12 protein-coding genes are annotated in these 15,375 nt (G+C 33.0%); 5 read left to right on the top strand and 7 right to left on the bottom strand.

Annotated features, from left to right (window positions below; translation table 11 throughout):
- Nucleotide 1 precedes the first annotated feature (1 nt).
- The 4 genes from HM992_RS17820 to HM992_RS17805 form a co-directional block, all read right to left on the bottom strand.
- On the bottom strand, nucleotides 2-526 hold the full coding sequence (locus HM992_RS17820) for a peptide-methionine (S)-S-oxide reductase (RefSeq protein ID WP_179320805.1): 525 nt from the start codon (nucleotides 524-526) through the stop codon (nucleotides 2-4).
- A 40-nt stretch (nucleotides 527-566) separates the two neighbouring features.
- The gene (gene msrA / locus HM992_RS17815; protein ID WP_179320803.1) at nucleotides 567-1,106 is read right to left on the bottom strand and encodes a peptide-methionine (S)-S-oxide reductase MsrA; all 540 of its coding nucleotides are present in this window, start codon (nucleotides 1,104-1,106) and stop codon (nucleotides 567-569) included.
- Nucleotides 1,106-1,558: a peptide-methionine (R)-S-oxide reductase MsrB gene (gene msrB / locus HM992_RS17810; RefSeq protein WP_179320801.1), complete on the bottom strand. Its 453-nt coding sequence runs from the start codon at nucleotides 1,556-1,558 to the stop codon at nucleotides 1,106-1,108. Before msrB ends, msrA begins: the two co-directional genes overlap by 1 nt.
- Nucleotides 1,559-1,635: 77 nt before the next feature.
- Nucleotides 1,636-1,875, bottom strand: coding sequence for a DUF7218 family protein (locus tag HM992_RS17805; protein ID WP_178983787.1), 240 nt, complete (start codon nucleotides 1,873-1,875; stop codon nucleotides 1,636-1,638).
- A 310-nt stretch (nucleotides 1,876-2,185) separates the two neighbouring features.
- On the opposite strand from HM992_RS17805, the gene HM992_RS17800 reads away from it, so the two are divergent.
- Nucleotides 2,186-2,614, top strand: a complete 429-nt coding sequence (locus tag HM992_RS17800; RefSeq protein ID WP_179320799.1) for an FKBP-type peptidyl-prolyl cis-trans isomerase — start codon at nucleotides 2,186-2,188, stop codon at nucleotides 2,612-2,614.
- Nucleotides 2,615-2,689: 75 nt separating this feature from the next.
- On the opposite strand, the gene HM992_RS17795 is transcribed toward HM992_RS17800, so the two are convergent.
- The 3 genes from HM992_RS17795 to HM992_RS17785 all read right to left on the bottom strand — a co-directional run bounded on the left by HM992_RS17795 (nucleotide 2,690) and on the right by HM992_RS17785 (nucleotide 8,203).
- The gene (locus HM992_RS17795; protein ID WP_179320797.1) at nucleotides 2,690-5,644 is read right to left on the bottom strand and encodes a T9SS type A sorting domain-containing protein; all 2,955 of its coding nucleotides are present in this window, start codon (nucleotides 5,642-5,644) and stop codon (nucleotides 2,690-2,692) included.
- A 267-nt stretch (nucleotides 5,645-5,911) separates the two neighbouring features.
- Nucleotides 5,912-7,420, bottom strand: coding sequence for a sulfatase family protein (locus HM992_RS17790; RefSeq protein WP_179320795.1), 1,509 nt, complete (start codon nucleotides 7,418-7,420; stop codon nucleotides 5,912-5,914).
- Nucleotides 7,421-7,447: 27 nt separating this feature from the next.
- Nucleotides 7,448-8,203, bottom strand: coding sequence for a DeoR/GlpR family DNA-binding transcription regulator (locus tag HM992_RS17785; protein WP_179320793.1), 756 nt, complete (start codon nucleotides 8,201-8,203; stop codon nucleotides 7,448-7,450).
- Between the two features lie 199 nt (nucleotides 8,204-8,402).
- Here HM992_RS17785 and HM992_RS17780 point away from each other — a divergent pair, with 199 nt between their 5' ends.
- The 4 genes from HM992_RS17780 (at nucleotide 8,403) to HM992_RS17765 (ending at nucleotide 15,132) form a co-directional block, all read left to right on the top strand.
- Nucleotides 8,403-9,968, top strand: coding sequence for a glycerol-3-phosphate dehydrogenase/oxidase (locus tag HM992_RS17780; protein ID WP_179320791.1), 1,566 nt, complete (start codon nucleotides 8,403-8,405; stop codon nucleotides 9,966-9,968).
- A gap of 54 nt (nucleotides 9,969-10,022) precedes the next feature.
- Nucleotides 10,023-11,519, top strand: a complete 1,497-nt coding sequence (gene glpK / locus HM992_RS17775) for a glycerol kinase GlpK (protein ID WP_179320789.1) — start codon at nucleotides 10,023-10,025, stop codon at nucleotides 11,517-11,519.
- 15 nt (nucleotides 11,520-11,534) lie between these two features.
- On the top strand, nucleotides 11,535-12,263 hold the full coding sequence (locus HM992_RS17770) for an MIP/aquaporin family protein (protein ID WP_179320787.1): 729 nt from the start codon (nucleotides 11,535-11,537) through the stop codon (nucleotides 12,261-12,263).
- Nucleotides 12,264-12,354: 91 nt separating this feature from the next.
- On the top strand, nucleotides 12,355-15,132 hold the full coding sequence (locus HM992_RS17765; RefSeq protein ID WP_179320785.1) for a helix-turn-helix and ligand-binding sensor domain-containing protein: 2,778 nt from the start codon (nucleotides 12,355-12,357) through the stop codon (nucleotides 15,130-15,132).
- The last annotated feature ends 243 nt before the right edge of the window (nucleotides 15,133-15,375 follow it).

Below are 15,375 nucleotides of genomic sequence, written 5' to 3'. Positions count from 1 at the left end.
TCTATTCTAACGTGGATTTCAATGTTTCTTGAATAAAGTCTGAATTCACATCATTTGAAAAATCATTTAATAATAGCCTCAATTTAGGATTTATAAAGCGTTCACAAAAGGGTTTTTTAGGATTTTTTTGGTAGTAATTTTGAATCGCTTCACGTGAAGCTTTAAATTCTGAAAAAGGATATACTCGAGTGATTAATTGATGTTCAAATTCGGGTTGAAAAGCTTTTAGTAAAATCTCTGCTTCTAGTTTCTGCACGTTTGAAAACGAATAAATTGCAGAACGGTATTTTCCTCGCATAGAATGCGCAGAGGTACTTTTGTGTGTGCGTAAATGAATCTCAATTAATGTTTGTAATGAAATCTCTTCCACATTAAAATGAACAATAACGGCCTCTGAAAACATAGTGTTCTCTCCAGCAGAAACATAACCTTGTTCTACTTTTTTAACACCGTTTAGGGCTTGGAATACAGCTTCTGTACACCAATGACAACCTCCACCAAATGCTATTTTTGTGAATTTGTCCATTTAATTAATTCAGGATTAGAAGGTTTTGGTGTTTTTTTAATTACTTCAATTTATCTGAATGCAATTTTCTGAGTTTTGCCAATTTTGGATCAATAACAAAACTACAATACCCATAATCGGGATTGTTTTCATAAAAATCTTGGTGCTCTTTTTCTGCTTCGTAAAACGTTGGAGCTTCAGATAATTCTGTAACTATAGGATCGTTGTAATATGGTATCATTTCCTTAAGCACTACTTCTGCAATTTCTTTCTGTTTTTCATCATGATAAAAGATTACAGAACGATACTGCGTACCACGATCAGCACCTTGTCTATTGAGTGTTGTTGGATCGTGCGTGGTCATGAAAATAACTAAAATATCTTCGTAACTAATCACGTTAGTATCAAACGTAATTTGAATAACTTCTGCATGGCCAGTTAAACCAGAACAGATTTCTCTATATGTTGGTTTTCCAGGTACATTTCCACCAGAATAGCCTGATATCACCTGTTCTACACCTTTTACTTCCTGAAACACAGCTTCTGTACACCAAAAGCAGCCTCCGCCAACAGTGGCAATTTGTAAATTATTTGTATTCATTAAGCAGTTTCTGTATCTAAAATCATGGATTCTGAATTTACGCAATAACGCAATCCACTAGGTTCTGGGCCATCTGGAAAAACATGGCCTAAATGACCATCGCAAGTATTGCACATTACTTCTACGCGTACCATACCAAATGCAGTATCTTTTTCATATTTAATAGCATTCTCTTTTATAGGCTGTGTAAAGCTTGGCCAACCCGTGCCAGAGCTAAATTTTATAGTAGAATCAAACAATGGAGTATTGCAGCAAACGCAATTGTATTTGCCTGCGTCATAAGCTGTGCAAAGCTCACCACTGTGAGCGCGTTCTGTTCCTTTTTGTCTTGTGATTCTGAATTGCTCAGTTGTTAATTGAGCTCTCCATTCGGCTTCTGATTTTTCAACACGACGATCTGGAGTTGGATTTCCATTTACTGAAAAATTAATGATGTCTTTCCAAGTTAACATAAATGTATTTTTAGATAAAAATAGTCGCAAACTTATGGAAATACTTACATAGTATCCCTATGTTGCGCTTCAGGATTTTAATTCGTTCTTAAAGATTGAATCAGCTCATCCTTTTTCATTTTGGATCTTCCTTCAATACCGACATTCTTAGCTTGTTCGTATAATTCATCTTTAGTCCAGTCTTCATAAGGTTTTGCTTTGCCTCCTTTTTTACCAGCATTTGGGGTGTTCGCAATCCGTGCTGATTTTTCTTTACTGTAACCTTTATCTCGTAAGGCTTCATATTGTTCTTCATTTTTAATTCTTGAACGTTCCATATCTTTTCATTTAAAAGTTGAATTATAAGTTCTGAATTAAATGTAATATGTTTTAATCCGATTGCTAGAAAATTTAACGGAGTTAAAACATCAGTTATTAAGGTTTGTGATGTGAAGGTACAACTAAAACTCTTGATTTTATTCCTAAGTTAGATCAATTCAATTCTAGAACTTGGATTGTTTTAGATGATTTAAAAGCGGTTTAAAGACGTTAAGTTTTTCTTAAATGGGCAGAAAACCTTCGTATGATTCTTTATTCTGTATGAGAAACAATAATTTTGCAGCTTATTATAATGAAAACAAGAAATTTATGAGTCAAGTAAAAGAAAATGATACTGTAAAAGTACATTATACAGGAAAATTAAAAAATGGACAAGTCTTTGATAGTTCTTTAGAGCGCGAGCCTTTAGAGTTTACATTAGGTCAAGGGATGTTGATTCCTGGTTTTGAAAAAGCAGTTATCGATATGAAAGTGAACGATAAAAAAACAGTGGATATTCCTGTAACTGAAGCTTATGGTGAAGTAAGACAAGAATTATTTCATAAAGTGGAAAACGCACAACTTCCTGAAGAAGTAAAGCCAGAAGTTGGTTTAGGTTTAGTGTCTAAAGATGCACAAGGTAATGAGCATCCTTTTAAAATTGTAGAGGTGAATGAAGACCATATTGTTGTAGATGGAAATCATCCTTTAGCAGGACAAGAATTAGTATTTGATCTTGAATTGGTAGAGATTAAGTAAGACCATTTTTGCTTAAAATATAAAAAGACCTGTGAATTAAATTCACGGGTCTTTTTGTTTAGAATAGCAATAGTTCTATTTGATAATTAATTTTTTAGTAATTATAGATTGATCACTTTCAAATAGTATAAAATAAATACCAGTCTTTAACTGAGACACCTCAATTCTATTTGACGTAAAATTATCTTGGTATACGATTTGTCCCGTGATATTAGTTATAGTATATTTTGCAATATCTTGATTGGTTTCAATGGTGATATAATTATCAGCAGGATTTGGGTATATACTAAACGTAGTAGAATTTATATTATCATCTAAAGATAAGTATTCACAATCCTCACTAAAAGAAGATGCGTCATCTATTAGAGTCCAGTTTGCTGTAGAATATGTAGCATCATCAACTTGAATACAGCTTAAATATTCATTATCTGAACTATTATAATATTCAAAATTAGAGTTATTTCCGTTCGCCATGTTTAAAATCGTTAGTGCATTATAATTAACACTAAAGTTAGATAGTAAAGGCAACATAGATACGTCTAAGCTGACTAACTGATTTTGATAGGCTCTTAATTCAACTAAACTTGTTAATGGAGATAAATCTAACTCAGTTAATGCATTATTATAAATATAAATTAGAGATATTGGTGATGAAGTAAATGTAATATCAGAAATTTGATTATCATTTATTAGTAATTCTTCAAGATTTACTAAAGTGCTCAAATCTAAGCTTGTTATTTGATTTTGATAAGCTCTTAGTTCTATTAAATCCGTAAATTGAGATACATTTAAGGTCGAAAGAAAATTATCGTAGATATGTAATTTCCATAAAGGTGCAGAAGAAGGAAATGTCACTGATGACATGTAATTTTGATGTAAAAATAACTCTTCAATATTTTCTAAGGCGCTCACATCAATACTAGTAAGTTGGTTTCTCATTACTCCAAACCTTGTTAAAGCTATATTATTAGAAACATCGAGGGCAGTTAATAAATTGTCATTTGCAAAAAGTGAAGTTAATGCTGTATTTGTAGACAAATCTAGAGTAGAAAGCTGATTCTCACTTAAACCTAATTCTATTAAAGCAAGATTATTAGAAACATCAATTGAGGTTAAACTATTATAACCAGCTAACAAAACGGTTAAAGTTCTAAAATCTTCAATTCCGGTTAAATCTGAGATGCCAAGGCCTTCAACATTAAGACTTGTAGCAGTATCTATACTTGCTGTAAGCACATAATCATCTAAAATATCATCGTAACCTAAGTCAATTAAGGCTTGTTCAAAATTATCATCTGGGACGTAGGTCATTTGTTCACAGTTTTCACTAAAGCTAGAGGTGCTATCAACCAAAGTCCAGTTAGCAATAGAATACGCTGCGTCATCCACTTTTATACAGCTTAGGTCAGGATTATCATAAGTATTGAAATAGTTAAAATTAGAATTATTTCCATTGGCCATATTTAAACTTGTCAGTTGATTATCATTGGCGCTAAAATTGGTTAAAGTAGATAACATGGATACGTCTAAATCTGCAAGTAGATTGGTGTAAGCTCTTAAGTCTACTAAGTTTGTTAGTGGAGATACGTCTAATTCTGTCAGTGCATTATTATAAATATACAATTTCCATAAAGGTGACGCTGTTGGAAAAGTCACGGATGAAATTTCGTTTTCGTGTAAAAATAATTCTTCGATATTAACTAAAGCACTTACATCTATACTGGTAAATTGGTTTCTCATGATACCAAAACGTGTTAGAGCGGCATTGTTAGAAACGTCTATGGTGGTTAATAAATTATCATTAATAAACAGTGATGTTAATGCGGTGTTGTTAGAAATGTCTAGAGAAGAAAGTTGATTATAGCTTAGAGCTAATTCAACTAAAGCAAGATTGTTAGAAATATCAATTGAAGTTAATGCATTAGTGCTAGCTAATAAGGTTTCTAAAGCACTGAAGTCTTCAATACCGGATAAATCTGAAATGCTTAAATCTGAGACATCAAGATTTGTAACAGTATCTATACTTGCTGTAAGCACATAATCATCCAAAACATCATCGTAACCTAAGTCGATTAAGGCTTGTTCAAAATTATCATCTGGGATGTAGGTTTGTGGTTCGCAAACTTCACTAAAGCTAGAGGTGCTATCAACCAAAGTCCAGTTAGCAGTAGAATAGGCTGCGTCATCCACTTTTATACAGCTTAAGTCAGGATTGTCATAAGTATTGAAATAGTTAAAATTAGAATTATTTCCATTGGCCATATTTAAACTCGTCAGTTGATTATCATTGGCGCTAAAATTGGTTAAAGCAGATAACATGGATACGTCTAAATCTGTAAGTTGATTGCTGTAGGCTCTTAAGTCTACTAAGTTTGTTAGTGGAGATACGTCTAATTCGGTCAGTACATTATTATAAATATATAATTTCCATAACGGTGACGTTGTTGGAAAAGTCACGGATGAAATTTCGTTTTCGTGTAAAAATAATTCTTCGATATTAACTAAAGCACTTACATCTATACTTGTAAATTGGTTTCTCATGATGCCAAAACGTGTTAGAGCGGCATTGTTAGAAACGTCTATGGTGGTTAATAAATTATCATTAATAAACAGTGATGTTAATGCGGTGTTGTTAGAAATGTCTAGAGAAGAAAGTTGATTATAGCTTAGAGCTAATTCTACTAAAGCAAGATTGTTAGAAATATCAATTGAAGTTAATGCATTAGTGCTAGCTAATAAGGTTTCTAAAGCACTGAAGTCTTCAATACCGGTTAAATCCGAAATGTTTAAATCTGAGACATCAAGATTTGTAACAGTATCTATACTTGCAGTAAGCACATAATCATCTAAAACATTATCGTAACCTAAGTCGATTAAGGCTTGTTCAAAATTATCATCTGGGACGTAGGTTTGTGAGTCTGGCGTAACCGCTAAATAATTACTGCTTTTAATTGAGTGGAAGTTTTCCGTTGTACCATAACTAATGATAGAATTAGCAAGTATAGCAAGGCATAGTAATTTTTTTTTCATAAGTAGATCATTTTTAATTAAGTAAAAGGATGTATATCCCTACAAATTTATAATGATGAGCTTAAAAATAAAATACTTAATTTAAGTAATTATGATGATATTCAAAAAGGTCGCAATGACCTATAATATTCTCGTATTGATAAAATTTTGTTTGATTTGAGAGTTGTATTTAGGATTTCGTAGAGGTCGTTATACATAAGAAAAAACCTGCAAAGTAGAATTTCACAAGTTTTTTTTAATTATATAAAACAAGGTCAAAAAGGCTATTTATTTTATGATGTTGGCATCACACCATGCATCGTATTCAGTTTGCAATTTTTTTACAATTTCAGGATGTTGCGCTGAAACATCATGGCGTTCTCCTGGATCAGCTTCAATATCAAATAATTTCAGAGTTAAATCATCTCTAATTGGAGCGATATACTGTGCGGATGGTTCACTCTTCCAATGATTTTCCTTGGCGTTTGTTATTTTCCATTTGCCTTGTCGTGCAGCCCAAGTTTTTTGCCATTTCCAAACCAATAAGCGTTCTTCTTTAGGATCAAGTAGGCTAATGCCATCCAAATCTTTGTCGGTGGTTGCAATGCCAGCAGCTTTTGTTAAGGTTGGTAAAATGTCTAATGCAGATACATAGCGTTTTTCAATTTTTCCAGCATCAACATGTCCTGGCCAACTTACGGCCATTGGTACTCTAATACCACCTTCCCAAAGTGAATATTTTCCACCCGTTAATGGCGCATTATTAGCACCTGTAAGCGGAGAGCCGCCATTATCGGATATAAATACAACTAAGGTGTTTTTGTCTAATCCGGTTTCACTCAAAGCATCTAAAACACGACCAATATTATCATCTAAGCAATTTAGATTCGCTAAATAATATTTTCGTAGATCATCTGTGTTTATAGCTCCGACTCTAGAGTATTTATCGTAGTAAGCAGAGTAACTTCCTGGTTTGTGATTACCAAAAGTGACTAAACTATCTGGATCGTAATTCGCGATTTCTTTCACATTATATTTATCCAAATACTTTTTTGGAACCTCGTGAATTAAGTGATGTACAGCACTGTAAGCTAACGTTAAAAAGAATGGCTTATCGTGTTCGCGCTTTAAGTAATCAATAGATTCGTCTGTTAAAATATCAGTAAGATAACCTTTGTCGTAACTTTTTTCACTCATATTATGCATCAAAGGACCTAATAAAGCGCTTGTACCATAAGGGTCTGGTGTGCGATCTTTGATGCTTTGAGAATTTAACCAATAATCGTGAGCGTGTGCTGAAAATCCTAAAAACTCATCGTAACCATGTTGTAAAGGATATTCTCTAACATCATTTTTGTGAAAATTTTGACCTAAATCATTTTTGCCTATTCGTGCGGTATGGTAACCCGCTTCTTTTAAATATTCTGGTAATGTTTTTATATCGTCTGGTAAACCTGGTCCCCAACTTGCGGGTTTATCCCAACGGAATTGATTTTTTCCAGTAATGATTCCCGCTCTAGAAGGACTACAAACTGGTGCTGTAACGTAAGCTTGTGAGTAAACCGTACCTGATTTTCCTAATCGTGCAATATTTGGACTAGAAACGGTAGTATCATAAGTATCATAATTATCAAAAGGCGAAAAATCTGCATAACCTTGATCATCGATAACAATTAATAGAATATTTGGTTGTTCATTTTTTTGTTCACTATTTTGTTCCGTTGTTTCGTTTTTCTTTTTATCTGAATCACAAGATATAAAGAGTGATAAAATCAATAGGAATGCGATTTTTTTCATTTTGAAAGTGGCTTAGGTTATTTCTAATTAATTTACAATAGTGACTTTTATTTCCTTTTCTTCCAGTTTTTTTCTAACTGAATTAGATATGCCTTTATCCGTTATAATTTCATCCACAAGTGATAGGTCACAGATTCTAGCAAAACTCTTTTTTCCAAATTTAGAAGAATCTGCTAAGACAATTACTTTTTGAGCTGCATTAAGCATTTTCTTGTTTAATTCAGCTTCTTCTAAGTTGGTTGTAGAAAGTCCATATTCTAAATCAATGCCATCAACACCTAAAAATAACTTACTACAAGACACATTTTGTAAAATATATTCGGCATAATTTCCGATGACAGAAGCAGAACTGTGTCTTATATAACCACCAAGTTGAAGGATTTCAATATTCTTATCGTGAATTAAATGTAATACTACGTTGAGCGAAGACGTAATGACCGTTAATTTATTTTTTGCTATTATAAACTTAGAAAGTGCCTGCACTGTAGTTCCCGAAGCAATTAAAATAGAGTCGTTTTCAACAATACGGGTGGCAGCCATTTGGGCAATACCATTTTTTTCCTCTACCGAGATTTTCTCTTTATCTAAAACCGTACGTTCATTAATGTATGGGTTTTCAATAGAAGCTCCACCATGTGTTCTGTGAAGTAATCCTTTTTGTTCAAGAAATTTTAAATCTTTTCTTATGGTAACTGCGGAAACATTTAGCATCTCACACAGTTCTAATACCTCAAGATGTTTCTCTTTTGTTAGTTTGTCTAGAATGTCTTGATGTCTCTTCATGTAATATGTGATGTGTTTTTATTCTTTTTGCAATGAATGGTTGTTTTAAGCTGGGAAAGAACAAATATAGTAAAACGAAAGAAAATGAAGTTTGTTTTTTTCGTAAATCTTCATTATTGATCAAATTATAGTTTCGTTTTATTTCATTTTGAAATAATTTGTTTACATTTGAAACTAATTGTAATACAAATAAAATATTTTGTTCAAAAGAGAAGCTTTAGTAAATCAGTTAAATACCACCAAAAATTGGGATGTTATTATCATTGGAGGTGGAGCTACAGGATTGGGGGTTGCCTTAGATTGTGCAACTCGTGGTTATAAAACCTTATTGCTAGAGCAAGTTGATTTTGCTAAAGGCACATCGAGTAGAAGCACAAAATTAGTTCATGGAGGAGTGCGTTATTTAGCACAGGGAAATATTGATTTGGTTCGTGAAGCTTTGTACGAAAGAGGTTTGATGCTTAAAAATGCGTCACACTTAGTCAGTAATCAGTCGTTTATTATTCCAAATTATAAGTGGTGGGATAATTTCTTTTATACTGTAGGATTAAAAGTTTATGATTTCTTGGCTGGTAAATTAAGTTTTGGTAAATCTATTAGAATAAAGAAAACAGAAACCATTTCAAGATTAGCCACTTTAAAAACGAAAAACTTAAAAGGTGGTGTTGTTTATCACGATGGCCAATTTGATGATTCTAGATTGGCAATAAACATTGCACAGAGTTGTATTGAAGAAGGTGCAACAGTGTTGAATCATGTTAGGGTTAAGAATCTTCAAAAGGACGACAACGGATTAGTTAATGGTGTCGTTGCTGTAGATACCGAAACTCAAACCGAATATACCTTAAATGCTAAAACAGTTATTAATGCTACAGGAGTCTTTTCTGATGAGGTCTTGCAAATGGATAATAAATCGGCAGAGAATAGTATTCGTCCAAGTCAAGGTATTCATTTGGTATTTGATAAATCATTCTTGCCAGGAACCGATGCTATAATGATTCCGAAAACGGATGATGGTCGTGTGTTGTTTTTGGTACCATGGCATAATAGAGTTGTGGTCGGTACAACAGATACTTTATTGGATAGTCATAGTTTAGAGCCAAAAGCTTTAGATAAAGAGGTTGATTTTGTTTTAGAGACAGCTAATAGATATCTTAATAAAAAAGCGAGCAAAGCCGATGTATTAAGTATTTATGCAGGGCTGAGACCTTTGGCAGCCCCAAAAGATAAATCTGAAAAAACTAAAGAAATTTCTAGAAGTCATAAAATAATAGTTTCAGATTCTGAATTGATTACAATCACAGGTGGAAAATGGACTACCTATAGAAGGATGGCTCAAGATACCGTGGATAAGGTTATAGAATTAAAAAAGTTACCAAGCGCAAAATGCAAAACACAAAATATAAGGATTCATGGTTCCAACGGAACTGTAGATCGCGCCAATCATCTTTATATTTATGGAACCGATCAAAAAGGTATTGCGCAGCTTATTGAGGAAAATCCTGTTTTAAGTGAGCGTCTACATCCAAGATTAGAATTCACAAAAGCAGAAGTCGTTTGGGCTGTACGACATGAAATGGCTAGAGGCATTGAAGATGTTTTAGCAAGACGTGTGCGAATACTATTTTTAGATGCAAAAGCAGCTATTGAGATTGCACCATTGGTTGGTGAATTAGTACGAGCAGAATTAAATGAAACTGAAGACTGGCGTGCTCAGCAGATATCAGAATTTGTGCAGATTGCAGATCAATATATTTTAAATTAATAAGAATTTATTCCGAACTCTACTTCGGTTAAACTACTAAATAAACAATAAATTATGGGTAAATACATTTTATCCCTAGATCAAGGGACAACGAGTTCTAGGGCGATTGTTTTTGATAAAAAAGGTCACATTATATCTACAGCTCAAAAAGAGTTTACACAATATTTTCCTAAACCAGGTTGGGTAGAACACGATCCAAGAGAAATTTGGTCATCTCAAGCAGGAGTGGCTACAGAAGCTATTGCCAAAAAAGGATTAGATGTAGAACATATAGCGGCAATTGGTATTACGAACCAGCGTGAAACCGTTGTGGTTTGGGATAAAAATACAGGAGAGCCCGTTTATAACGCCATAGTATGGCAAGATAAAAGAACATCTGACTATTGCGATCAGCTAAAAAAAGACGGTAAATCAGAACTCATAAAGCAAAAAACAGGATTAGTGATTGATTCGTATTTTTCTGGAACCAAAGTGAAGTGGATTCTCGATAATGTTGATGGAGCACGAGCAAAAGCCGAAGCAGGAGATTTAATTTTAGGAACTATTGATTGTTGGTTAGTTTGGAATTTCACTAAAGGAAAACAACACGTTACAGACGTCACTAACGCCTCAAGAACTTTAATGTTTAACATCAATACCATGGATTGGGATGATGAATTATTGGGGTTATTGACCATTCCTAAAAGTATGTTGCCAGAAGTAAAAGCGTCGAGTGAAGTGTATGGCCATACGACATCTACGTTTTATGATACTAAAATTCCGATTGCAGGCATCGCAGGAGATCAACAAGCTGCGTTATTTGGCCAAATGTGTACAAAACCAGGTATGGTTAAAAACACCTATGGTACAGGTTGCTTTATGTTAATGAATATTGGAGAGAAGCCAATTGTTTCCAAAAATAACTTATTGACTACTGTCGCTTGGAAAATTAATGGAAAAACAACTTATGCCTTAGAAGGTAGCGTTTTTATTGCAGGAGCTGTTGTACAATGGCTACGCGATAGTTTAAAAATTATAAGAAATTCTTCAGATGTCGAAAGATTAGCATCATCTGTAGAAAGTTCAGACGGAGTTTATTTTGTGCCAGCTTTCGCTGGTTTAGGTGCTCCGCATTGGAATCAACACGCCAAAGGTACCATATTTGGATTAACAAGAGGAAGTACAGATGCGCATATCGCAAGAGCAGCTATAGAGTCTATTGCTTTTCAAACGATGGATATTTTAAAGGCTATGGAAGCTGATGCTGATCTATCTATACAAGAGTTGCGAGTAGATGGAGGTGCAACCATTAATAATATGCTAATGCAGTTTCAATCTGATGTTTTAAACACTACAACGGTGAGACCAAATGTGGTAGAAACAACGGCTATGGGAGCAGCGTTTTTAGCAGGTTTGGCTGTTGGTTATTGGGAAAGTCCAGAGGAAATTCAAGATATTTGGCAAACGGACAAAATATTCAGTCCAAAAGAAGATAGGACTGAAATTGAAACGAATATTAAAGGTTGGTACAGGGCTATTGATGCTTTAGAGTATTGGACTAAAAACAATTAAAAACGTATTTATAGTATGACACCATTTATAGCAGAGATTATAGGTACAGCGATTTTAATTTTACTCGGTGGAGGCGTAGTAGCCAATGTCGTCCTTAATAAAACCATTGGTAATAATAGTGGTTGGATAGTGATTACAACGGGTTGGGCTTTGGCTGTTTATGTCGCAGTTGTTATTGCTGGTCCATATAGCGGAGCGCATATTAATCCGGCAGTGACCATTGCTGTAGCCATAGCAGGTAAATTTCCATGGGCAGATGTGCCAATGTATGTTTTAGCACAAATGATTGGAGCTATGATAGGGGCTTCTGCAGTTTGGTTAACGTATAAAAATCATTTTGACGAAACAGAGAATGCAGATTCTAAAAAAGCAGTTTTCTGTACAGCACCAGCTATTAGAAATACGTTTTCTAACTTTTTTAGTGAAATGATAGGGACATTTGTCTTATTGTTTACCATATTTTACTTTACCGACGCAAGCCTTACAGAGGCAGAAACTGTTATCGGTATGGGGTCTTTAGGCGCTTTGCCTGTTGCCTTTTTGGTGTGGTCTATTGGTTTGTCTTTAGGAGGAACAACAGGTTATGCAATTAATCCTGCTAGAGATTTAGGTCCGCGAATTATACATGCTATTTTACCTATAAAAAATAAAGCAAAAAGTGATTGGTCTTATGCTTGGATTCCTATTTTTGGCCCATTAACTGGAGGAGCGTTAGCAGCTTTTTTAATGCTTGCATTGTCATAGATTACTATTTTCAAGTTTATTATTTTAATGTCAGTTCGTAAAGAGCTGGCATTTTGTTTGTTCATTATCTAAAACTATCTTTACAAAACAGATGAGACACTTCATATTTATATTATTTCTACATGTATTCTTGGTGATTCCTGCTCAAGAATTACCACCTATTGAGAAATTTACAGCCTCTGATTATGGAGGTGACAATCAAAACTGGATGATTTCTCAAAATGAGGATAATTATATTTATGCCGCAAATAACAAAGGACTTTTAGAATATAATGGTTCTAGTTGGGTAGCGTACCCATCTCCAAATAATACGATATTGAGAGCTGTAAACGTTATTGATGATCGGATTTATACTGGCTGTTATGAGGAATTTGGATATTGGTTAAAGGATAAGAAAGGAGTACTAAATTATACGTCCTTACTTCCAAAACTAAACGAAAATGCTATTAATGATGATCAAATCTGGAACATTTTAGACTTTAATGAGTGGGTGCTTTTTCAATCTGGTCATACGTTGTACTTTTTTAATAAGGAAACAGAACAGTTTAAAATTATAAATTCAGAACAGATTATTTATAAGGTTTTTAATATCAATGGTCATATTTATTATCATGTGGCAAATGAAGGCATTTACCTATTAAAAGATGGTCAACCTAAACTAATAATTAATGATGCTGTCGTTATTGAAGATCGGGTTATTAATATATGGCTTGTAGATGAAGTGCTTACGATTCTTACTCGAAACACTGGATTTTTTCAATTGAAAAATAACAAATTAGAACCATGGGAAATTTCGGCAAACAACCGTGTGAAAAAGTTAAATATATTTAATAGTATACGACTTGAAGATTATAGTTTTGTGATTGGTACTATTTCTAATGGTGTTATTAAAATTAACAATAAAGGAGAATTGGATTATGCTATAAATCAGAAATTAGGATTAAGTAACAATACGGTTTTGGCATTGTTTGAAGACTCCAATCAAAATGTTTGGGCAGGTTTGGATAACGGAATTAATTGTATAAATATGACCTCGCCCATACAAACATTTATTGATTACGATGGTGTTTTAGGAACAGTATACTCGACTATTATTTTTAAGGATTTACTTTATGTGGGTACAAATCAAGGTTTATTTTATAGGCCGTTAATTACTGTTGATGAAACATTTCGTTTTGTAGAAGGTACTGCAGGTCAGGTTTGGAGTCTGTTTAATGATAATAATGAAAGACTCATCTGTGGACATCATTTGGGGACTTTTATAGTGGCTAAAAACGGAGTAGAAAAAATTAGTTCAGAACTAGGTGCTTGGAACTTTAAGAAAATTCCAAATCACGACAATCTATTGCTTCAAGGAAATTATGATGGTTTATATGTTTTAGAGTATAAAGACAATACTTGGGGATTAAGAAATAAAATAGAAAACTTTAAAAACTCTTCACGCTTTTTTGAAATAAATAATACCAATCAAATCTTTGTAAATCATGAGTACAAAGGAGTTTTTATATTAAACATGAACTCTGATTTTACCAAAACCATAAAGGTTGAAGAAGTTTCAGAATTAACGATTGGTAATAGTTCTAGTTTAGAAAGCTATCAAGGCGATATTCTGTATACTTCAGAAAATGGCATTTATAATTATAGTGACGCTGAAAACAAGTTTGTTAAAAATAATGTTTTAACTGATTTAATGGCATCCAAGAAATTTACTTCTGGTAAGATTGTAGTGGATCAAACAGGTAAGTTATGGTTGTTTTTTAAAAATAATATTAGTTATATAACGAATGATAATATTACGAATATTCCTCAAATTACGGACATCGCAATTCCTTCTGATCTTAGAAAAGGAGTTTTGGGATTTGAAAATTTACAACATATAGAGGGTGAAAAATATATTCTAGGAACTGTAAATGGTTATTTAACGCTCGATTTAGCGAATATTGAAACTTATAGTAGTAGTACACATTCAATTCATTTGAACTCTATAATGAAAAAGGATGTTAATGGAAGTAAAAATTATTTGCCATTAGCAGAAAATGGTTCGTTTCAACACGAAAAAGGTATTGTGTCATTTGGTTTTTCCGTTCCAGAGTATAATAAATTCTTGGATGTTAGCTATAGTTATAAACTTAGTGGACTTTCTGATAAGTGGAGTGAATGGTCTCATGTGTCAAGTGTTCAATTTGAAAATTTATCATTTGGAGACTATACTTTAGAGGTTAGAGGGAGAGTAGGAAATCAATTGACTGAGAATTCCATTAGTTATGATTTTGAAGTTAACAGACCCTGGTATATTTCAAATGTAGCAATTTTACTGTATGTGTTAATTCTAATTGGAATTGCATTTTTAGTAAATAAAGTCTATAAATTCTATTACGAACGAATTCTTAAGCATGAACATATAAAAAATGAACGTGCACTTATTCAGATAAAGAATGAAAAACTAAATCAAGATATCGAAGGAAAAAATAGAGAGTTAGTGATCTCCACAATGAGTATTATTAAAAAAAATGAACTACTCAATAAAATAAAGAAAGAGTTAAAACGAACAAGAAACAATAAAGACATTGAAAGTGCCATTGATCTAATTGATACCAATTTAAACAATAATAAAGATTGGAAATTCTTTAAAGAAGCTTTTAACAATGCTGATAAAGATTTTATGGATAAAATTAAGGCTGCACATCCAGATTTAACACCTAATGATTTGAAATTTTGTGCCTATTTAAGGTTGAATTTATCCTCTAAAGAAATGGCTCCGTTACTTAATATATCTATAAAAAGTGTGGAGACTAAACGTTACAGATTACGCAAAAGGTTACAATTAGATCACGATGACAGTTTAGTTAACTATATCTTAAAATTCTAACACCTCGACAATTGTGTTTTTTACCTAGACTTTACCCCGACAAGTGTGTATTTATGTTGATTTTTGCGATTTTTTTTATGAAATCTTCAATTTATAATGAGGTTAGTGTTTACGGTACTTCAGGTAGTTTTTTAAACCTTTGATTTTCTTGATTTTTGCGATGTTCGTTTTTAATCGAGGTATCTATTATTAATTCTGCAATAATTTGAGGTTAAATTTACAAAAGCTTAACATTACATCTCA

The organism is Winogradskyella helgolandensis, assembly GCF_013404085.1.
Classification (GTDB): Bacteria; Bacteroidota; Bacteroidia; order Flavobacteriales; family Flavobacteriaceae; genus Winogradskyella; species Winogradskyella helgolandensis.
Note: the sequence above shows the minus strand (reverse complement) of the source record. Positions and strands in the feature narration are given on the sequence as shown.

Excerpts from the sequence above, each read along its gene's own strand:
- HM992_RS17820 (WP_179320805.1), bottom strand. The coding sequence starts at position 526 with ATGGACAAATTCACAAAAATAGCATTTGGTGGAGGTTGTCATTGGTGT.
- msrA (WP_179320803.1), bottom strand. The coding sequence starts at position 1,106 with ATGAATACAAATAATTTACAAATTGCCACTGTTGGCGGAGGCTGCTTT.
- msrB (WP_179320801.1), bottom strand. The coding sequence starts at position 1,558 with ATGTTAACTTGGAAAGACATCATTAATTTTTCAGTAAATGGAAATCCA.
- HM992_RS17805 (WP_178983787.1), bottom strand. The coding sequence starts at position 1,875 with ATGGAACGTTCAAGAATTAAAAATGAAGAACAATATGAAGCCTTACGA.
- HM992_RS17800 (WP_179320799.1), top strand. The coding sequence starts at position 2,186 with ATGAGTCAAGTAAAAGAAAATGATACTGTAAAAGTACATTATACAGGA.
- HM992_RS17795 (WP_179320797.1), bottom strand. The coding sequence starts at position 5,644 with ATGAAAAAAAAATTACTATGCCTTGCTATACTTGCTAATTCTATCATT.
- HM992_RS17790 (WP_179320795.1), bottom strand. The coding sequence starts at position 7,420 with ATGAAAAAAATCGCATTCCTATTGATTTTATCACTCTTTATATCTTGT.
- HM992_RS17785 (WP_179320793.1), bottom strand. The coding sequence starts at position 8,203 with ATGAAGAGACATCAAGACATTCTAGACAAACTAACAAAAGAGAAACAT.
- glpK (WP_179320789.1), top strand. The coding sequence starts at position 10,023 with ATGGGTAAATACATTTTATCCCTAGATCAAGGGACAACGAGTTCTAGG.
- HM992_RS17770 (WP_179320787.1), top strand. The coding sequence starts at position 11,535 with ATGACACCATTTATAGCAGAGATTATAGGTACAGCGATTTTAATTTTA.
- HM992_RS17765 (WP_179320785.1), top strand. The coding sequence starts at position 12,355 with ATGAGACACTTCATATTTATATTATTTCTACATGTATTCTTGGTGATT.